This window comes from Streptococcus suis (genome assembly GCF_046032535.1).
Classification (GTDB): domain Bacteria; phylum Bacillota; class Bacilli; order Lactobacillales; family Streptococcaceae; genus Streptococcus; species Streptococcus suis_AK.
The window spans coordinates 1-18,766 of record NZ_JARQPL010000007.1 but is presented as its reverse complement, the minus strand read 5'-3'; the positions used below and the strand labels follow the sequence as shown (position 1 = coordinate 18,766).

The window sequence follows — 18,766 nt, the reverse complement described above, 5'->3', positions numbered from 1 at the left end:
ATTATAACATACTTAACCTAAACTTGCTTGACTTTTTGCTATTTTTTATCGAAAAATCGTTTTCATAACAAATTCACTTAACTCTTCTTCTAATTGAGGCGTTTTCATAACCATGTGATGCTCAGCCTGAATTGTCTGATTACTATCTTGATAATGAAGTACTACTGGAATGCTTCCTCTATATTTATCCAAAATACGAGCAACGGCATAATCGTGTTCTCGATTTTCCAAAAGAATCCAAAATTTCTCCAAACTGACAGGCTCTAATTTTTCTAGAACTAATTGCAACTGTCCATCGCGCTCTTGCACTCTACCAGTGATGTAGCCCATTCCCCCTTCTTCCAAAATAGAAGCGTATTGTCGATAAGATTCTGGAAAAAGAGTCACGTCAACCGTCCTCTTGGTATCTGTCACTCGTAGAAATGCCATCGGCTCCCCAGTCTTTTTGGTACGAATCAATCGAATAGCTTGAATCTGCACAAGAACGGTTGCTCGATTGCCAACCGCTAAATCAGCCAAATCTGTAAAACTACGCTTAGACTCTCGACAAATAGTGACTAAAGGATGCGGACTAATACCAACACCTAGCAATTCTTGCTCTAGCATAAATTTTTCGCTATCGCTGTAATCTTCTACATCTGTCCAACTATAACTCTCCTCTGCAAAAAATGTACCGATCGCCTCTGCAAAGACAAAGAGATTGTCTAGATTTTCAATAATCTTTTTACGATTGGCGTCAAAATCATCAAATAAACCAATCTGAATAAGAGGGATCAGTAAATCTTTTTTCTTGAAATTATCTGGCAAGCGCAAAATAAAATCTTCTACAGACTTATAGGGACGATGTTCCAATATCCATAGAGCTAAATCTTTAGGCAAACCTTTTAGTGTTTTTAATCCTAGGTAAACCTTACTTTTATCAAACTTATCGTGATAAGGAATATTGTTAATCGTGAGTCGAGCCACCTCAAAGTCAAACTGCATCGCATCTTCAATATAAGCACTGCTAGAATGATTGAGCATGACATCAAAAAAGACATCCGTATAGTGACTCTTGAAATAGGCCATTTGAAAGGCTAAAGCTGAATAAGCATAGGCGTGGCTACGGTTAAAACCATAACCAGCGAACTTAGCCATCATACCAAATATTTCCCTTGCATTCTCTTCAGCATGTCCGTTTTTCAGTGCTCCCTGTAAAAATTCCGTTTCCATTGCCTGCATTTCTTGGGCATTCTTTTTAGACATCGCCCTGCGGAGTAAATCCGCCTTTCCAAGCGTAAAGCCTGCATAGACCTGTGCAATCTGCATGACCTGTTCCTGATAAAGCATGATACCATAGGTCGGTTGTAAAATAGGAGCAATGGTTGGGTCCAACAAATCAACTGCCTCTTGTCCATGCTTGCGTTTTACAAAGTTATCCGAATAATCACTAGCCCCCGGTCTATTCAAACTCGTTGTCGCAACTATATCTTCAAATCGACCAGGTTTGACCCTTCGAAGCAGGCTAATCGCACCAGGCTGTTCAAATTGAAAAATTCCCTTAGTCCGACCAGCAGCAAAAAGTTCCAAGGTTTTCTTGTCTTCTAAATCTATCTTGGCAATATCAATTTCCTGCTGATAACGTTCACGTACTCCTTCTGCCATTTTTTGCACAAAGGTCAGATTTCGTAAGCCAAGGAAATCCATCTTCAACAGACCATTCGCCTCAACAGCATGTGCATCATATTGGGTTACCAGCATGTCATCCCCTATCTTAAGAGGGATGGTATCTGTCAACTCCTCATCACTCATCACTATCCCTGCTGCATGGATAGAAGTCTGTCGGGGTTGCCCTTCAATTTGTTGAGCAATCGCAAAAGCTTTTTGGTACTCTATCTTACTATTGATAATCTGACGAAAAGCGGCATTTCGCTGATAGGCAGAAGTAAGACTATCTCTAAATGAAATTTTCTTGGTTATATTACTTAACTCATATTCAGGTGTTCCGAAACGCTTAAATACATCACGAATGGCCTGCTTAGCTCCAAATGTCGAGTAGGTTACAATTTGAGCAGCATGGGTTGAACCATAACGATCTCGTACATAACGAATAAAATCTGCTCGATGAATATCTGGAATATCAATATCAATATCGGGCATTGAATAACGTTCAGCATTGAGAAAGCGTTCAAAGAGAAGATTATGCTTAACTGGGTCGATACCTGTGATATTTAAGGCGTAGGCAACTAGGCTTCCAACAGCTGAACCGCGCCCCATTCCCATGTAGTACCCTTGGCTACGTCCAAAACGAAGTAGGTCCCATACAATCAAGAAATAATCATCAAATCCCATTTGATGAATAATGGATAATTCCTTTTCCAAGCGTTCCTTATACAGTGAATTAGTCAAGCCCTTCTCTTCTAATCCTTGATAGGAGCGCTCGTATAATTCTTCCACTGCAGGTCTATCACGATTAAAACGCGGCAATTTTAAATCTGTATTTAATTGATAAGAAATCCCTGCAACCAAGTCACGTAAATTATCAACTGCTTGCGGAAACCGATTAGAAAATAGATTGGTTAAGCTATCAGCCGATAAAAGCTTTTGTCGACTATCTATATCTGCAACTTGATTAAGTGGAATATTATCTCGAATAGCATGTAGAACCTGTAGACTTTCCAATTGTTCCTCTTCAAAAAAACGAACCGTATGAATTGGGAGTATTGCTTGCTTAAAGTCTTGAACTGGTGTATCAACCGTCACTCCGATATAATAGTTAACACCTAACTCAAGGTGCTCAATGCCAGAAAAATAAGGAACAACCACTGCTATGTCGACTAAATATTGACGAATAGTTTCAAAATCATCTTGCCCTGTCATCTTAGCAGTCGAAATTTTCAATAGATTGCGATAACCTCTGGTTGTCAGAGCAATCAATTGAGTAGTGACGTCCTGCTCCCCTCCCTGTAATTTCCAGTCCAGTTCACAACCAATAATTGGTTGAAGCCCCATTTTGTTACAGGATTCCATAAAACTATAGGCTGCATAAAGACTGTTTTTATCCATTATCCCCAATGCGTGGTAACCAAGCTCTTTAGCCTTGCCTACATAATTTTCTATCGTCACCATGCTATCCATAAAGGTATAAACTGTCTTTGTATCTAATTGTGCCAGCATGGTATTCTCCTTTTCATGTTTCTTCTATTATATCAAATATTTATCCAAAAATATTTTTTAAAAATTCAAAACATTTTTCTTGCTAATTTATATAGTTTGTTGTATTATTAAGATAAGACATAAACACGGTGTCATCCTAGAAAGGAAAGAATAATGGCTTGGAAATTTGACAACAATATGCCCATATATATTCAAATCAGTAATACTATAAAATTACAGATTGTGACCAATCAATTGAAATCGGGAGATAAATTGCCAACCGTGCGTGACTTGGCTGAAATAGCTGGCGTCAATCCAAACACGGTGCAACGGGCCCTGTCTGATTTGGAAACGGAAGGATTTGTTTACTCAGTCCGCACAACAGGACGTTTCGTCACAGACAATCAGGAATTGATTTCACAGACCAGACTTCACTTGGCACAGAAAGAACTTGAAAACTTTGTGACCAATATGCTGGACTTGGGCTTCAATCAAGATGAATTAACCCACCAGTTAGATGATTATTTGAAAGGAGTCACTTATGAATAACGCATATACTTTGGTTGAGCTACAACAAGTTTCAAAATCTTATGGTGGAGCTGTCGCCCTAAATAATGTCAATTTGAAGTTGACTGCTGGAAAAATCATAGGACTTTTGGGACCAAATGGTTCGGGTAAAACAACCATGATTAAATTGATCAACGGTCTGTTGCAACCAGAATACGGTCAAGTATTGATCAATGGCCGCACCCCATCGCCAGAAACCAAGGCAATTGTATCTTATCTCCCAGATACGACTTATCTCGATGAGCATATGAAAGTGCTCGAAGCAATTACATTTTTTGAAGATTTTTACGCTGATTTTGATAAGGAGCGTGCTCTCCATCTTTTACAAGATTTGGGCATTGATTTAAACAGTCGTATGAAACATCTCTCTAAGGGGAATAAGGAAAAAGTCCAACTCATTCTGGTGATGAGTCGTCAAGCGCAGCTGTATGTTTTAGATGAGCCTATTGGTGGTGTTGACCCTGCCGCTCGAGACTACATTTTAAAAACCATCGTCAACAACTACTCTCCGACTGCCTCTGTTATTATCTCTACTCACTTAATTTCAGATGTCGAGCAAATTTTGGATGAGGTTATTTTCCTACACTACGGAAGTGTTATTCGCCATGGAAATGTAGATGACTTGCGAATTGAAAGCGGAGAATCTATTGATGAACTCTTCCGCCAAGATTTTAAGGCTTAGTTAGAAGGAAATTGCTATGTTTAAAAAATTATTGAAATACGAATTTCAATCCGTTGGAAAATGGTATTTAGGAATTTATGCAGGAGCATTATCACTATCTATCATACTCGGTTTTTGGTTACAAGCTTTGAGCTTACGGGCACAAGCTGGAACCACAGAACCTGGTGGTGCTGAAATGGTCCTTTTCGGTACTTCCTCAATGACCTTCGGTATCTTAATTGCAGCACTTGGTTTATCCACCTTTTTCATGGTTATTAACCGTTTTAGAAAAAATGTCTATGGCCGTCAGGGCTATTTAACCATGACCTTACCGGTCTCCAGCCATCAAATTATCCTCAGCAAACTCTTGGCATCATTGGTTTGGTACATATTAGCTGGAATTACCATTATTCTTTCTATTGGAATCATTTTAGCGGTCCTCATGCTCGGAAGTGAAGAATTCATGATTCCTGAATTGCATACTGTTGTACAAGCATTAGACTGGCCTGTCATATTTGCACATCTATTCTATATGCTGATTGAGTCAACAATGGGAATCTTGCTGATCTACTTCTCCATCTCAGTCGGTCAATTGTTTAAAGACCACCGTCTTCTGTTTGCCATTTTGACCTATATTGGCATTTCAATTGTAGTTGGTGTGTTTGGAACTCTCGTTTTTACCAATTATCTAGAGAACCTTTATTATGCCGCGCTACCGTTATACCCAAGTCCTATCTTGGCCTTGATCAATATCATTCTGGCCTTTGCCTACTATTTTGGTACACACTTTATCATGACCAAGAAATTGAATTTGCAATAAGAAAAAGCTCTTTGCCGGTCGTTCTGACATGGCCTAGAGCTTTCTTTTTACAAATTATACTTTTGGGCTAGGACATCAAGTAAGTTTGCCTTTTCTTCTTCACTGGCAAAGCTTGCTTGAATAGCATTTCTGTTGAATTGATAAAATTCTTCCTTGGTCGTTCCAAAATACTCTACAAATAGCTGATATTCTTTATTTAGATTTGTATTGGAAACAGTACGATTATCTGTATTGATTGTGATGTTTGCTCCTGCCTCAACTAGCTCACGATATGGAAAATACTCAATCGAATCAGCTGCACCAGTTTGAAGATTCGATGTTAGACACATTTCAAGTGTTGCTCCGCTATTGACAAAAGCTTGGATAGCTTCAGGGTTGCGAGTAAGTGCTGTACCATGACCAATCCTTCTAATCCCAAGTTCAAGAGCTTGAATCACATTGGTCACACATCCACATTCTCCGGCATGGAAAGTCATGGGATAACCTAGTGCCTGAGTAAATTGAATAATATCCCGAAGTTCTTCCGTAGGATAGTCTGCTTCATTTCCTGCGAAATCAAATCCCACAAGTCCTTTTGGTGCCAAATCAGCAATAGCAGAAAAGATTTCTCTGGTCTGACTTGGATCAGTTTGTTTCAAGCCACAGACCAAGAGATTGGCAACTATACCAAACTCCTTCTGAGCCTTTTCTATCCCACGCAAGACTGCATTCACAGCTTCCAGGATAGTCAAACCCCTGTCAGTCGATAATTCTGGTGCAAAACGGATTTCGATATAAAGAAGTCCATCCTTTGCAGCCTGTTCTATCAGGTCATAAGCGGCCAGTTCCAAGGCTGGAGCTGTCTGTAAAAGAGGTCGAACAAAATCAAAGGTTTTCAAATAGGTCATCAAACTATCAACCTTGCCCTCTATACTGACCAATTTTCTGAGTTCCTCATCCTTGTCTGGAATGGAAATTTCTGCCAGTTGGGCAAGTTGTCGGATTGCCGATAAAGATAAGGAACCATCCAAATGGCAATGCAATTCTGTCTTGGCTAATTCTTGTACATTCAACATCAACACTTCCTCTTTCGTAAGTATATTGTTAACTATCATATCACATTTTTGATAAATTACAAGATAATTTTCGCAAAAAATGAACATTATTCTTATTAGATAGTTTCAAGTGCAAGAAAAAAAGAACGATTTTCATCGTTCTTGCCATACGGAAGACATGGGATTCGAACCCACGCACGCTGTTACACGCCTACCGCGTTTCCAACACGGCCTCTTGAGCCTCTTGAGTAATCTTCCATATATGGAGCTGGTGGGAGTCGAACCCACGTCCAAACACCTGCTAACTTATTCGTCTACAACCATAGGTTATGTCTTGCTTTAACTTGAACTCGATACATAACTCAAACCTAGACCAAGCGAGTCAGTAAATCTCTTTTGGAACTGCCTGACTCAATCCCAACGTAGCTTGCTATTTTAAGACCAATCAGCAAACACAAGCAATTCGCGAATGGTCACGCAGGCAGGTTATTAAGCTGCTAATGCGTAAGTGTTTGTATTTTTTGCAGTTATATTTAACTGGCATTTTTACATCTGCCGATGAGTTGCAGAACAAGCCTCATAATGCCTGTCGAATCCGTAACAACCCCGTAGGATTTGATACAGGAATTATTATAGCAGAATTTTTTATAAATAGCAAAATTATTTTACATTTTCCTTACAATTTAAAAAAATTTTGAAATATGGTAAAATGAAAGTATGTATAAATTTTGGCAAAAAACCATTCAAGTATTAAGTATTTTGACCCTTATCGGGACTGCTATTTTTCTGTTTTGGCTCTATAAGATTGGCATTTTGAACGATCAAAATGTCTTAAGCGATTTAATCAAAAGCCAAGGTGCTTTAGGTAGCCTCTCTTTTTTAGCTATTCAGATTATTCAAGTTGTATTTCCGATTATTCCAGGCGGTGTTACGACTGTTGTAGGTTTCCTCGTATTTCATTTTTGGTGGGGATTCTTTCTCAATTATCTTGGAATTTCAATCGGTAGTATCATCCTTTTCTGGTTGGCTCGTCGCTATGGAAAGAAATTTTGTCTCCTCTTCATGTCTGAAGATACGTTTTACAAATATGAAAGCAAAATTGATAATAAACGTAGTTATGAAATTTTCTTTGTTCTTTGTATGCTTTCTCCCATTTCTCCAGCTGACATAGTGGTGATGATTACTGGATTAACAAGCATGAGCTATCGGAAATTTATTATGATTACTTTACTTTGTCGCCCTTTCTCAGTTGTGGCCTATAGCTTCTTTTGGATCTATGGCAGCCAATGGTTGCAGCAATTGTTAGGATAAGTCATAACCACCCGTGAAAACGGGTGGTTTGAACAAGGGCTATAAGCCCACATCACCAGCCAGCGCCTAAAGACGCTGGCTTTCACTTTGTTCAAGCCTCACTGCTTTTGACTCGTCACTAGCCTCTTAAAGAGGCATTCGTACTACTTGCCATTATCCCTAAAGGAATCTTCATACTCTTTTACACTCAATTTATCAAGTGCTAGATCATGTTTTTCCTGTTCTTGTATATATTTCTTAATTGTGGCTTCATTAAGTCCAACCGTACTTACATAATATCCCTCTGCCCAGAAATGACGATTGCCAAATTTATATTTGAGATTGGCGTGTTTATCAAACATCATAAGAGCACTCTTGCCTTTTAAATAGCCCATAAAACTGGATACACTTAACCGCGGGGGAATATTGACTAACATATGAACATGATCCAGCATCAGATGACCTTCGATAATTTCAACACCTTTATAACTACACAATCGTCGAAATATCTCTCCAAGACTACTTCGATATTGATTATAGATAATTTTTCGTCTATACTTAGGGGTGAAGACAATGTGGTAGAACACAGCCACTTTGTATGTGATAAACTATGTGCCTTTTGCGCCATACTTTTCTCCTTTCGCTTTACAATAGGCTTGAACACCTTTATTGTATCGCGTTTGGAGTTTTTTTGGTATAACCTTCGTCGCGCACCCGCATAGCGGGTGGTTTATTTGTCACGCACCTTATGGAGCGTAACGGACTAAAAGTCACATAACAAAGCAAAAAGAGCAGGGTTCATCCTGCTCTACAATCCAAATCGACGCTTTTTATTCTTCTCTTGAGTTTATGTGCCTACCGTTTCCTACTCTCCAGTGCAAATATATACGTACTTTATTGACCGTTTCACAAGATGACGTGTGCTTTCACCACACTAAATTTGATATACGAATTAGGGATGAACCCTAAAATCAACTTATAAAATGTAGGCTTTTAACCCTATCAATAATGTGGCTTACGCCACGCTTCGGCATTCGACCCGCCTGTCCGTAGGCTTTGGTTATGATAAATAGCAGAGCTACCCATCCCATATAGGTCTGATATTTGCTAGAATAGGTATGACTACTTTTCCTAGGCCTGTTTATTGTAACACGGAAATTTCTCTTTGACAAGTATAATTTTTAATATTTTTTACAAAAAATCCAAACATTAATAAAAAAATGGCTTCAAACGTTCGAAACCATTTTGTTTTTTTTATTTAATTCCTAATGCAATTCGAGCATAACGACTCATTTTTTGAACGGTCCAAGCTGGTGACCAAACCAGTCTCACATCTACTTCTGTTACTTCAGGAACATCCTTCAGTACATCATGAATTTGATCGGTGATTAGATCAGCTAATGGACAACCCATGGTTGTCAGAGTCATATCAATCTCAGCCTTACCTTCGATAAAACGTATTTCGTAAATCAAACCTAGATTGATAATATCAATCCCTAACTCTGGGTCAATCACATCTTCAAGAGCATGAAAAATACGCTCCTGAATGTCTTTAATTTGATCTTCTGTGTACGTCATTTTTCTCTCTTTCTTTTCACTGTTGCAATGTCATCTAAATGAACAAAAATTTCATCCAAATAAGCCATGAACTATTGGAGATTGGAAATGAAACAAACAAAGTTTGTGTCAAAATAAGTTCACTGGACGCTCGCTTTCTAATTTCAAGAGTAGCGGTTCAACTCGCCAAAGTTGAGTGCTTCAAAAAACTACTTAACAAACGGCAATTCCCAATAGAATTGCCTAGACGACTTACTAGTTTCTCACATCATTATGGTCGAATGATATGAGAAACGTCGATCACCTCCCCCGGAGGTTAGCCTCGCTTTCTTATTTCTAGGCTCGGGTTAAAACACCACTGGGTTAGCCTGCTTTCTTATTTCTGGGCAGGCTTCAACAGTCTGGGAGACTGTTGAAGGTTGGAGATGAAGCAAACGAAGTTTGTGTCAAAACCTCCCCGAACTCTCGCTCGTTTCCAGTTTTCAGCGAGCGGTTAAAAACCTCCCCCGGAGGTTAACCTCGCTTTCTTATTTCTAGGCTCGGGTTAAAACACCACGCCAGTGGTGTTTTAATCCTCTATAAAATCTCTGAGTGGTTTGCTGCGGGATGGGTGGCGGAGTTTACGGAGGGCTTTGGCTTCGATTTGGCGGATGCGTTCACGGGTTACGTTAAAGACTTTACCAACATCTTCAAGCGTACGCATTTTACCATCGTCTAAACCAAAACGAAGACGCAATACGTTTTCCTCACGGTCAGTAAGAGTATCCAATACCTCATCTAACTGTTCACGAAGAACGACACGAGTTGTGTAATCAACTGGATTTTCAATGACTTCGTCTTCGATAAAATCGCCAAGATGACTATCATCTTCTTCACCGATTGGGGTTTCCAAAGACACTGGCTCTTGTGCAATCTTGAGGATTTCACGAACTTTCTCAGGCGTCATATCCATACGCTCAGCGATTTGCTCAGGAGTTGGATCCTGACCTAATTCCTGCAAGAGATTGCGTTGTTCACGGACCAATTTGTTAATGGTTTCTACCATGTGAACAGGGATACGGATTGTACGCGCTTGGTCCGCAATGGCACGAGTGATAGCCTGACGAATCCACCAGGTTGCATAGGTTGAAAACTTGAATCCTTTAGAGTAGTCAAACTTATCAACGGCCTTCATCAAGCCCATGTTTCCTTCTTGGATAAGATCAAGGAACTGCATACCACGCCCGACATAGCGTTTGGCAATGGATACAACCAAACGCAAGTTGGCTTCAGCCAAACGTTGTTTCGCTTCTGGGTCCCCTGCCTCAACCGCCAATGCCAATTCTTGCTCTTCCTCGTTGGTCAAAAGAGGTACAACACCAATTTCTTTCAAATACATGCGGACCGGGTCGTTAACTTTTGCAGAAGTGCTTCCGAGCAATTCTTCATCAGATAATCCTGGTTCTTCCTCTACCTGCATAGCACGAGCAGAAGGGTTCCCTTCTTTATCGACAATCGAAATCCCTGCGTCCTGAATACGTTGGAGCAAATCATCGATTCCGTCAGCATCAAGCGTAAATGGAATAACCAGTTGGTCATTGATTTCATCGTCTGTAGCTGAACCTTGTTTTTTATGGTTACGGATAAATTCGGCAACTTGTACATCAAAAGTAGTTACTTCTGTTTTTTTATCTTTTTTATTGGTCATATTTACTCCATTTGTCTTCTTCTATCGAGGAGTTTTTGCAACTCATCGAGGGCAATATCTGCATTTCCCACATGGGAATGTTCACGGATTTTCCGCGCTAGGTGCTGGTTCTCCTTCTTCAACAATTCCTTGTCTCGCCGAATTTCTAATTCTTCAATTTCGTGTGGAGACACTTCATTAGGTAAACGTTCTTCCTGCATACGATACCAAGCCTGTTGAGCGGAATCGTTCAGCTGTGATAGTTCAAAACTGGTAATTTCCCCAGATTTTTTTAACATATCATAAATAGCTTGCAATTCTGGCGTCGCAAAATAAAAATCTTCTCGTAAACGGAACTCATTGAGAATATAAGGATGTTCAACCATCCGATAAAGTAAATGGTTTTCTGTTCGAATAAGACTCGTTATACGAGCAATCGTTTGGACTGGTGGCAAATAAGACTGACCAGTCTGTGATTGAAATACCTGTTGTGTTCTCTCCTGCCGCTGGTTCAGACGAACAGCATTTACTGCCTGTTCCACCTGATTATAATCAAAGTCAGAAAGTAAATCCGCCACCTTATAAATATAAGAATTTTGAGCTGTAATGGATGATACTTTGGCAATAATTGGTGCAATCTTATCTACAAACTCAATCTGCATTTGTAGATTGTCAGGATTTTCAGGTTTCAAGTATTGAATCAAAAATTCTACATCGCTGATTCGTGATTTGGTTAAAACCTGTTGCAAGGCTTCTTCCGAATTTTTCTGCAAAAATTCATCTGGGTCCATATTATCTGGCAAGCTCACGATTTCAACCTGAAAATCTTGTAGTTCGTCCAACGCCTTCATGGTAGCTGCCTGTCCAGCCTTATCCCCATCATAAGTCAGAACAATTTTCTTACAAAACTTAGCTAGGTGTGCAACATGCTCTCTTGTCAAAGCTGTTCCCATGGAAGCCACTGCATTATCAATCCCTACACGATGAGCAGCAATGACATCTAGAAATCCCTCCATCAGGTAAACTTCCCGCTGCTTTTTGATGACCGCCTTGGCCTTATCCAAATGATATAATTCGTAACTTTTATTGAATATCTCTGTACTACGAGAGTTTTTATACTTGGCTAACTGCTTATTCTGTAAGTCTTTATCTGTCCAAATCCGACCTGAAAAGGCAATCACTCGACCATATTCATCAGTTAGCGGAAACATGATCCGCCCTTGAAAAGCATCGAAAATCATATTCTGCTCACTGGGATTGAAAAGACCCGAATTCAATAGACTTTCTTCGTCATATTGACCTGATAGTTTTTGGTAAAGAATATTCTGTTCGGCAGGAGCTAAGCCTAGCTGGAATGTTTTTATGACATCATCTGTCAAGCCACGTTGGTGTAGATAAGCTCTAGCTTTCTCACCCATTTTGGTTGTCATCAAAAGGGCATGATAAAACTTTGCAGCATCCCGATGAATATCATACAGTACCTGATGCGGACTAACCCTTTTCTCCTCTTGATGATAGGAAGGAGTTACATCTACTTGAAACCCTGCCTTCTCAGCTAAGATAGCTACCGCATCTGCAAAAGAAACACCACGAACTTCTTCGACAAACTTAAATACATCGCCAGACTTCCCACATCCAAAACAATGATAGAACTGCTTGTCCTCGACAACGTTAAAAGAAGGTGTCTTTTCGCCATGAAAAGGACAAAGGCCAATATAGTTTCGTCCAGCTTTAGTCAGTGCAATAGTTTCACCAATTACATCCACAATATTGAGGGCTTGTTTAATTTCTGTTATTCTATCTTTTGACAGCATATTTCCTCCTCAATATCTTTTTTCTAAATCGAAAAGTGGACACTATCCCCTTAGTTTAGCATACTCTATTTTATACTAAAAAAGTCAAAATGTAAAATTTCTGAAACAAATTACTTGTAAAATATTTTTAATGGTTATAATATATAGAGTAAAATATTTATGAAAGGACATATTTAGGATATGTTAAAAGATTTAAAAGCCTTTTTGTTCCGTGGAAACGTGATTGATTTGGCTGTCGGTGTGATTATTGCTGCCGCATTTGGTGAAATCGTTAAGTCATTGGTTGGAGATGTGATTACTCCATTATTCTTGACGCCAGCTTTGAAAGCTGCTGGTGCAGACAAAATTGCTGACTTGTCATGGAACGGTGTTATGTACGGTAACTTCTTGAGTGCTGTTATCAACTTCTTAATCGTTGGTACTGTTCTCTTCTTCATTGTTAAGGCTGCTGAAAAAGCACAAAGCTTGGCTAAGAAGGAAGAAGCTGCTGTTGAAGAGGCACCAGCTGGTCCAACTCAAGAAGAATTGCTTGCAGAAATCCGTGACTTGTTGAAAAAATAATCAATAAGATAGTGAAACAGGCACCGTGCCTGTTTTTTGTACTATGAAAAAGAAGATGTGAGCCAACACTCACATCTGTTCTTATCCTTCATATCCATTTGGATTTTTAGACTGCCAATTCCATGTGTCACGGCACATATCTTCAATGGTTTTCTCTGTTTTCCAATTGAGTTCAGCCAGAGCCTTGTCTGCGTTAGCATAGCAAGTTGCTACATCACCTGGCCGACGGTCTACAATCTTATAGGGTACTGGCACACCATTGACTTTTTCAAAGGCTTGAACCAATTCCAGCACACTGGTCCCTTGACCTGAACCGAGGTTGTAGGTATGAACACCTACTGTTGTTGAGATTTTTTCCAAGGCCTTGATGTGACCAAGTGCTAAGTCAATGACGTGGATGTAATCACGAACACCCGTTCCATCAACTGTGTCGTAGTCTGAACCAAAAACGCTGAGTTCTGGGCGTTTACCTACTGCTACCTGGGCTATAAATGGCATGAGGTTGTTTGGAATACCTGCTGGATCTTCACCGATTAAGCCTGATTCATGAGCACCGATTGGGTTGAAATAACGGAGAAGGGCAACACTCCAGTCCTTGTCTGCCACTTCCACATCACGCAAGATTTGTTCCAACATGACTTTTGTATAGCCATAAGGATTGGTTGCACTGGTTGGCATGGTTTCCACCAAAGGTGATGGGTTGTTAAGACCGTAAACCGTTGCACTAGATGAGAAGACTATTTTCTTAACACCAAATTCTGCCATGACTTCTACCAAAGCCAAGGTGGACATGATGTTGTTTTCATAGTACATAACTGGCTTTTCAACAGACTCACCAACCGCCTTGTAGCCTGCAAAGTGAATAGCTGACTCAATGTTTTCTTTTTCAAAAACCTGACGCAAGGCAACCTTATCTGCCACGTCTAGCTCATAGAAAGTTGGGCGTTTGCCTGTGATTGCTTCGATTCGGTCCAAGACTAAGATGCTAGAGTTGGATAGATTATCTACGATGACGACTTCTTTTCCCAACTTCAACAACTCTACAACCGTGTGACTACCAATATAACCAGCTCCACCTGTAACCAAAATACTCATGTATGCTCTCCTTTTCACTTGGACAAAATTTTATATATCTATTATATGTTACATAGGGTGAAAAGTAAACAAAAAAACAGCCCGAAGGCTGTTCAAATTCAATTAGAATTTTTTACGCTTGCGAGCTGCTTCTGATTTACGTTTACGTTTTACAGATGGTTTTTCGTAGAATTCGCGTTTGCGTGTTTCTTGAAGAGTACCAGCTTTAGTAACCGCACGTTTGAAACGACGAAGAGCATCATCAAGTGATTCGTTCTTGCGTACTACTGTTTTTGACATTATTTTCACTCCCCTCAATTTCAAAGTCCTAATCATTTTACTGTAAATTCACTGCGTTGTCAAGTGGTTTTTCTTGGCTAATATTATTTTTTAACTCTCCAAAGCCACATCAAACAAAGCAACTCATATAGGATAAAGAAAATAATAAAACAATGAAGGAAAAATTCCTGTGGAAGTATATAAATAACCGGATCTTTCAACGGGTCAAAGAGCCAGGTTGAATCACCTGGAAATAGCAACTGATGAAAAAGAACAAAGAAGCTATCAAAACCAATCAACAAGCCCACTAGTGCAATAAGTAAAGGAGCTAGTGACATCCACATAAAAACAGTTCGATAGAGCTTGCCATAGCCTTTTCGCACCACTTCTTTCCAAAAATAGAAAACAACAGGCAAACTAATCAGGAAAATAAGCTGTGCCAGATGAAAGAGACCTTTCACATCCGCAAAATGTTTCAGACCATCAGCTGAGGATGAAAAATTTGGCATATCTAAAACACTTGCAAATGGATTGGTCAGATAGTTCATCAGGATATTGAAATTATAGGAAACATCTGCCGATTTCATGTAGACAATCTTTTCCAAACCTAAGTAGGAAATTTCCAGTGGATAGATTAACCAAGCAAGATAAATGGTTGCTAAAACAGCTGCCGACAAGGTGAAACATACTGTTCCAACAAGCTGTAACTTAATTCTCATCAAAACTCCATTCATCTAGGCTGTTGAGGACATGGGTTGGAGCTATAGGCAGACTAGCTACCTCTTCTGGCTTGGTGAATCCAGTCAGGACTAAAAGAGTTGGAAATCCATTGTCAATCCCTGCACGAATATCCGTCAGGTAGTTATCTCCCACCATAACCGTTTGGCTGCGTTCTGTGCCCAAGATGTCCAGAGCCTTGTCCATGATGATGGCTTCAGGCTTACCGATAAAGGTCGGCTCTACTCGGGTTGCAGCTTTCAAAAGTGCAATAAGTGAGCCTGCTCCTGGCAAATGACCTCTTTCAGTCGGAATGTTCAAATCAGGATTGGTACCGATAAAGGTCGCTCCCTTTTGAATAGCCAAGGTGGCAATGGTTAGTTTTTCATAAGTTAACTGAGTATCCAAACCGACAACAACATAGGCTGGATTTTCCGTGTCTTCCACATAGCCTGCCTCAAAAATGGCAGACTTGAGCCCGTCTTCTCCAATAACATAGACTGTCTTTTCCTTGCCCAAATCATTCATATAATCTACTGTCGCCAAACTGGCTGTATAAATTGTTTCAAGTGGTGTCTCAATGTTAAAGTTTTCAGCCAACATAGCCTGCACAATCTCAGGACGGCGGGTGGTGTTGTTGGTCACGAATAAATAGGGAATCTGACGTTCTTGCAAGCGATGAATAAAACGTTCACCAGCAGGAATCCGCTTTTTCCCTTCATAAATCGTACCATCCAAATCAATCAAATAACCTTGATAAGTCATACTTTCTCCTTAATCAAATCGTGTTTCCCAATGCTCAGACCGACTAGCTTCCAAGCAAAGTGCTAACTGCTCAGCTGTATTTTTCGCAAGTGAGAGCGGTGGTAAGTCATCTAGACTGAAAAAGCCACTGGCAAGAGTTTCCGAATTGGGCTGGAATTCACCACCGAGTAAGCGACATAGAATGAAGACCTTGGTCACGCGGTGAGCTGACTTGGCAGGATTGTTCTTGTGCTTGTCCAAAATTGCCACCACACGCTGAGCCTCCACATCCAGCCCCGCTTCTTCTTTTACTTCCTTAACAACATTTTCCTTGACGGACTGGTCCACATCGCACCAACCACCTGGCAAGGACCAGAGCCCATCGTTTTCCTGAACCAGCAGGATTTTATCCTCTTGGAAAATAGCTGCGCGGGTATCCAACTTAGGTGTCTGATAGCCAGTTTCATTGCAAAACAAGTCTTTCACCACTTCCAAGGGCTGTCCAGATGGCTCTACCAACATTTCCGCCGCAATCTGCCTGATTTCTTCAAAACGCTCCATGTCATAAACATCTTTTCCATAAGCCAAGCCTGTCTGAGCCAAGGCTTGTAAACGCACTGCCCATTCTAACCACTTATCCTGCGACATGACTTTCCCTCCATTCTATGACAGCTTGCGCATGAATATGCCCATCTACCACAATCTCATGCTGGCTGACACCAGCTTCTGCCACCATACGCGAACTCACCAGGCTAGTTGCCTCTACTTCCTTAAGATACTTGAGTTGGATTTTTTTAGGGACATGGCAGAGCAGAAAATCATAGCCCAGTGCTTCATACATCCATTCCAGATACTTGCCATTATTGACATGACCATTCATATCCAAGTCAAAATAACGAACAGGAAATTCTTGAACAGACGGATTTTCCAAGAGCTGATACTTGGGAGCCCGAGGCAATTTCTTGACCTGCTCAGACTGATAAGGAGCAATCAAATCTTCTGGCACAGGCGCCACCTTGCGAGTCTCAAAATCAATCAGGACAAAATAGCAGAGAATGTCCAACAAAAGATTGCCCGCCTCATCGTAGATATAGAACATCCGATGACAGAAAAACTTATTGTAGGCAACCGCTTCTGTTTTTATCGTGATGGTTTCATTGTACTTAGGCAAGTTTTGAATAGTTAGTTCATAATCAGTCACCACCCAAATCAAGCCAAATTCCTGAAAAACATAGAGGTCACTGCGACCCAGTTCTTCCGACTGCCGACCTGACACACCGAGACAGTAGGAAATAAAGTCAGGCAGTTTAATTTCTTGTTTAACATCCACCATATCAAAGGGAATGGTGAATTCTTCTTGGTAGGTTAAGCCCATCGTTTTTGCTCTTTTCTAATCTGTAATAATAAATCGTTCAGCAACTGTATCGCCCAAAAACAATCCTTTTTTGGTCATCCTAAGCCAACGGTCTTCTTCTTGCAAGAGACCTTCATTTTTCAAGTCTCTGACCACCTGACCGTAGCGGTCTTCAAAGGAAATGCCAAACTTTTCCTCGAATCGCTCAATGGACACGCCAGTTTTTTTCCGTAGCCCTAAAAACATCTCTTCTTCCATCTGCTCAGTCTTACTGAGAAACTCTTCGTGTAAGCGAGAATGGCCTTTTTCGCGGATGGACTTGAGGTAGTGCTGGATGGGGCCGCGATTGCGGTAGCGCATACCATCGATGTAGCCAGATGCTCCAGCTCCCAAGCCGTAATACTCGGAGTTGTCCCAGTACATGAGATTGTGGCGGCTTTCAAAGCCGGGCTTGGTGAAGTTGGAAATCTCGTAGTGCTCAAAGCCGTTTTTCTCCAACTCTTGCAGGATGTAGTCAAACATATCGGACTCCACATCTTCGTTGGGCAGATGGAGATTGCCACGACGCTGGCGGTTCATGAAGACCGTGTGATTCTCCAAAATCAAGCTATAGAGGCTCATGTGGGGAATGTCCAGCTCCAAGGCCTTGGCGACATTGTCCACCACCTGCTCCATGGTCTGACCAGGCAGGGCATAAATCAGGTCGATGGAAATGTTGTGGAAACCTGCTTCCTTGAGGGCAGCAATGGTTTCATAAATCTGGGCCTGATTGTGGCTACGACCGATTTTTTTCAACATACGGTCATCAAAGGTCTGAACGCCAAGCGACACCCGATTGCACTTGGATTTTTTTAGCACTGCAATCTTGTCCGCCGTCAAGTCACCTGGATTGGCTTCAATGGTAAATTCTTCCAGTTGCGACAAGTCCAATAGTTCCTCCAGATTGGTCAAAAGGTAGTCCAACTGTTCTGCTGAGAGAGCCGACGGTGTTCCACCTCCGATATAAAGTGTGCGGAGGGTTGGCAGGTCGTAAAACTTGACCTCTTCCATGAGGGCTTCCAAATACTCATCAACAGGCTGGTTCTTGATAAAGACCTTGGAAAAGTCACAGTAGTAACAAATCTGGGTACAAAATGGAATATGGATATAGGCAGATGTCGGTTGTTTTTTCATACCAACTATTATAGCACACTATTAGACTTTTTATGTTTTTAGCAAAACAACAAAAGGACCTAAAGTCTAATGACCTTAGATCCTTTTTATTTTGAACTGTACAGATGGATGACTTACCAAGAGATATCCATCTGTACTCAACTTTTCGAGAAAAGCTAGTTTCTTATCAAAAAGATTTCGATGAATGACTTATTTTAAGCTTCTTCTTCGTCTTTTTTTCTCTTTGCTGCGAAAAGTGCTAATCCCATTCCAAGAACTGCTAATCCAAGTGAAGTTGCTGAAGTTGCTTTTTCACCTGTATTTGGCAATTGCTTAGCTTT

18 protein-coding genes, 1 tRNA gene, 1 other RNA gene and 1 pseudogene are annotated in these 18,766 nt (G+C 40.5%); 5 read left to right on the top strand and 16 right to left on the bottom strand.

From position 1 onward, the window contains the following. Positions 1 to 45 precede the first annotated feature (45 nt). On the bottom strand, positions 46 to 3,156 hold the full coding sequence (locus P7J58_RS03555; RefSeq protein ID WP_408555716.1) for a DNA polymerase III subunit alpha: 3,111 nt from the start codon (positions 3,154 to 3,156) through the stop codon (positions 46 to 48). A gap of 153 nt (positions 3,157 to 3,309) precedes the next feature. Here P7J58_RS03555 and P7J58_RS03550 point away from each other — a divergent pair, with 153 nt between their 5' ends. The 3 genes from P7J58_RS03550 to P7J58_RS03540 are packed head-to-tail and all read left to right on the top strand — an operon-like array spanning position 3,310 to position 5,183. Continuing rightward, the gene (locus P7J58_RS03550; protein WP_024377435.1) at positions 3,310 to 3,684 is read left to right on the top strand and encodes a GntR family transcriptional regulator; all 375 of its coding nucleotides are present in this window, start codon (positions 3,310 to 3,312) and stop codon (positions 3,682 to 3,684) included. Beyond that, positions 3,677 to 4,384 carry an ABC transporter ATP-binding protein gene (locus P7J58_RS03545; RefSeq protein WP_014638281.1) on the top strand — a complete coding sequence of 236 codons (708 nt, stop codon included), beginning with the start codon at positions 3,677 to 3,679 and terminating at the stop codon, positions 4,382 to 4,384. Before P7J58_RS03550 ends, P7J58_RS03545 begins: the two co-directional genes overlap by 8 nt. 16 nt (positions 4,385 to 4,400) lie before the next feature. Beyond that, on the top strand, positions 4,401 to 5,183 hold the full coding sequence (locus P7J58_RS03540) for a hypothetical protein (protein WP_029186727.1): 783 nt from the start codon (positions 4,401 to 4,403) through the stop codon (positions 5,181 to 5,183). Between the two features lie 47 nt (positions 5,184 to 5,230). Here P7J58_RS03540 and add read toward each other — a convergent pair whose 3' ends face one another. The 3 genes from add to ssrA form a co-directional block, all read right to left on the bottom strand. Beyond that, the gene (gene add / locus P7J58_RS03535; RefSeq protein WP_408555715.1) at positions 5,231 to 6,238 is read right to left on the bottom strand and encodes an adenosine deaminase; all 1,008 of its coding nucleotides are present in this window, start codon (positions 6,236 to 6,238) and stop codon (positions 5,231 to 5,233) included. A 149-nt stretch (positions 6,239 to 6,387) separates the two neighbouring features. Further along, positions 6,388 to 6,475: transfer RNA gene (locus P7J58_RS03530), tRNA-Ser, on the bottom strand. A 2-nt stretch (positions 6,476 to 6,477) separates the two neighbouring features. After that, positions 6,478 to 6,825: a transfer-messenger RNA gene (ssrA, locus tag P7J58_RS03525) on the bottom strand. 109 nt (positions 6,826 to 6,934) lie between these two features. Here ssrA and P7J58_RS03520 point away from each other — a divergent pair. Then, complete coding sequence (locus P7J58_RS03520; RefSeq protein WP_024377438.1) at positions 6,935 to 7,528, top strand: TVP38/TMEM64 family protein; 594 nt, start codon at positions 6,935 to 6,937, stop codon at positions 7,526 to 7,528. Positions 7,529 to 7,671: 143 nt separating this feature from the next. On the opposite strand, the pseudogene tnpA reads toward P7J58_RS03520, so the two are convergent. From tnpA to dnaG, 4 genes and pseudogenes are all read right to left on the bottom strand, one after another. Further along, positions 7,672 to 8,135, bottom strand: a pseudogene (tnpA, locus tag P7J58_RS03515) (IS200/IS605 family transposase). Between the two features lie 626 nt (positions 8,136 to 8,761). After that, positions 8,762 to 9,085: a metal-sulfur cluster assembly factor gene (locus tag P7J58_RS03510; RefSeq protein WP_002935553.1), complete on the bottom strand. Its 324-nt coding sequence runs from the start codon at positions 9,083 to 9,085 to the stop codon at positions 8,762 to 8,764. 547 nt (positions 9,086 to 9,632) lie between these two features. Continuing rightward, positions 9,633 to 10,751, bottom strand: coding sequence for an RNA polymerase sigma factor RpoD (rpoD, locus tag P7J58_RS03505; protein WP_024378007.1), 1,119 nt, complete (start codon positions 10,749 to 10,751; stop codon positions 9,633 to 9,635). A 2-nt stretch (positions 10,752 to 10,753) separates the two neighbouring features. After that, positions 10,754 to 12,544: a DNA primase gene (dnaG, locus tag P7J58_RS03500; protein ID WP_043024950.1), complete on the bottom strand. Its 1,791-nt coding sequence runs from the start codon at positions 12,542 to 12,544 to the stop codon at positions 10,754 to 10,756. A gap of 180 nt (positions 12,545 to 12,724) precedes the next feature. Here dnaG and mscL point away from each other — a divergent pair, with 180 nt between their 5' ends. Continuing rightward, positions 12,725 to 13,105 carry a large conductance mechanosensitive channel protein MscL gene (gene mscL, locus P7J58_RS03495; RefSeq protein WP_408555714.1) on the top strand — a complete coding sequence of 127 codons (381 nt, stop codon included), beginning with the start codon at positions 12,725 to 12,727 and terminating at the stop codon, positions 13,103 to 13,105. A gap of 81 nt (positions 13,106 to 13,186) precedes the next feature. Here mscL and galE read toward each other — a convergent pair whose 3' ends face one another. The 8 genes from galE to P7J58_RS03455 all read right to left on the bottom strand — a co-directional run bounded on the left by galE (position 13,187) and on the right by P7J58_RS03455 (position 18,754). Further along, entirely contained in the window at positions 13,187 to 14,200 is a 1,014-nt protein-coding gene (gene galE, locus P7J58_RS03490; RefSeq protein ID WP_408555713.1) for a UDP-glucose 4-epimerase GalE, read from the bottom strand. 102 nt (positions 14,201 to 14,302) lie between these two features. After that, the gene (rpsU, locus tag P7J58_RS03485; protein WP_000048054.1) at positions 14,303 to 14,479 is read right to left on the bottom strand and encodes a 30S ribosomal protein S21; all 177 of its coding nucleotides are present in this window, start codon (positions 14,477 to 14,479) and stop codon (positions 14,303 to 14,305) included. A gap of 83 nt (positions 14,480 to 14,562) precedes the next feature. Further along, on the bottom strand, positions 14,563 to 15,177 hold the full coding sequence (locus P7J58_RS03480) for a TIGR01906 family membrane protein (protein ID WP_408555712.1): 615 nt from the start codon (positions 15,175 to 15,177) through the stop codon (positions 14,563 to 14,565). Beyond that, entirely contained in the window at positions 15,167 to 15,940 is a 774-nt protein-coding gene (locus P7J58_RS03475) for a TIGR01457 family HAD-type hydrolase (RefSeq protein ID WP_408555711.1), read from the bottom strand. Before P7J58_RS03475 ends, P7J58_RS03480 begins: the two co-directional genes overlap by 11 nt. A gap of 9 nt (positions 15,941 to 15,949) precedes the next feature. Beyond that, positions 15,950 to 16,567 (bottom strand): NUDIX hydrolase N-terminal domain-containing protein, encoded by a 618-nt coding sequence (locus tag P7J58_RS03470; protein WP_408555710.1) that lies wholly within the window; start codon positions 16,565 to 16,567, stop codon positions 15,950 to 15,952. Then, a complete protein-coding gene (locus tag P7J58_RS03465; RefSeq protein ID WP_408555709.1) occupies positions 16,554 to 17,294 on the bottom strand; it encodes an acyl-ACP thioesterase domain-containing protein in 741 nt (246 codons plus the stop codon). Before P7J58_RS03465 ends, P7J58_RS03470 begins: the two co-directional genes overlap by 14 nt. A gap of 15 nt (positions 17,295 to 17,309) precedes the next feature. Beyond that, positions 17,310 to 18,446 (bottom strand): radical SAM family heme chaperone HemW, encoded by a 1,137-nt coding sequence (gene hemW, locus P7J58_RS03460; protein WP_408555708.1) that lies wholly within the window; start codon positions 18,444 to 18,446, stop codon positions 17,310 to 17,312. A 194-nt stretch (positions 18,447 to 18,640) separates the two neighbouring features. Continuing rightward, complete coding sequence (locus tag P7J58_RS03455) at positions 18,641 to 18,754, bottom strand: LPXTG cell wall anchor domain-containing protein (RefSeq protein WP_079268616.1); 114 nt, start codon at positions 18,752 to 18,754, stop codon at positions 18,641 to 18,643. Positions 18,755 to 18,766: the final 12 nt, after the last annotated feature.

What these genes read in the sequence shown, in the direction of transcription:
- galE (WP_408555713.1), bottom strand. Translation starts at nt 14,200, where the DNA reads ATGAGTATTTTGGTTACAGGTGGAGCTGGTTATATTGGTAGTCACACG.
- P7J58_RS03465 (WP_408555709.1), bottom strand. Translation starts at nt 17,294, where the DNA reads ATGGGCTTAACCTACCAAGAAGAATTCACCATTCCCTTTGATATGGTG.
- rpoD (WP_024378007.1), bottom strand. Translation starts at nt 10,751, where the DNA reads ATGACCAATAAAAAAGATAAAAAAACAGAAGTAACTACTTTTGATGTA.
- P7J58_RS03540 (WP_029186727.1), top strand. Translation starts at nt 4,401, where the DNA reads ATGTTTAAAAAATTATTGAAATACGAATTTCAATCCGTTGGAAAATGG.
- dnaG (WP_043024950.1), bottom strand. Translation starts at nt 12,544, where the DNA reads ATGCTGTCAAAAGATAGAATAACAGAAATTAAACAAGCCCTCAATATT.
- rpsU (WP_000048054.1), bottom strand. Translation starts at nt 14,479, where the DNA reads ATGTCAAAAACAGTAGTACGCAAGAACGAATCACTTGATGATGCTCTT.
- P7J58_RS03510 (WP_002935553.1), bottom strand. Translation starts at nt 9,085, where the DNA reads ATGACGTACACAGAAGATCAAATTAAAGACATTCAGGAGCGTATTTTT.
- P7J58_RS03475 (WP_408555711.1), bottom strand. Translation starts at nt 15,940, where the DNA reads ATGACTTATCAAGGTTATTTGATTGATTTGGATGGTACGATTTATGAA.
- P7J58_RS03470 (WP_408555710.1), bottom strand. Translation starts at nt 16,567, where the DNA reads ATGTCGCAGGATAAGTGGTTAGAATGGGCAGTGCGTTTACAAGCCTTG.
- P7J58_RS03520 (WP_024377438.1), top strand. Translation starts at nt 6,935, where the DNA reads ATGTATAAATTTTGGCAAAAAACCATTCAAGTATTAAGTATTTTGACC.
- P7J58_RS03480 (WP_408555712.1), bottom strand. Translation starts at nt 15,177, where the DNA reads ATGAGAATTAAGTTACAGCTTGTTGGAACAGTATGTTTCACCTTGTCG.
- P7J58_RS03545 (WP_014638281.1), top strand. Translation starts at nt 3,677, where the DNA reads ATGAATAACGCATATACTTTGGTTGAGCTACAACAAGTTTCAAAATCT.
- mscL (WP_408555714.1), top strand. Translation starts at nt 12,725, where the DNA reads ATGTTAAAAGATTTAAAAGCCTTTTTGTTCCGTGGAAACGTGATTGAT.
- add (WP_408555715.1), bottom strand. Translation starts at nt 6,238, where the DNA reads ATGTTGAATGTACAAGAATTAGCCAAGACAGAATTGCATTGCCATTTG.
- P7J58_RS03550 (WP_024377435.1), top strand. Translation starts at nt 3,310, where the DNA reads ATGGCTTGGAAATTTGACAACAATATGCCCATATATATTCAAATCAGT.
- P7J58_RS03555 (WP_408555716.1), bottom strand. Translation starts at nt 3,156, where the DNA reads ATGCTGGCACAATTAGATACAAAGACAGTTTATACCTTTATGGATAGC.
- hemW (WP_408555708.1), bottom strand. Translation starts at nt 18,446, where the DNA reads ATGAAAAAACAACCGACATCTGCCTATATCCATATTCCATTTTGTACC.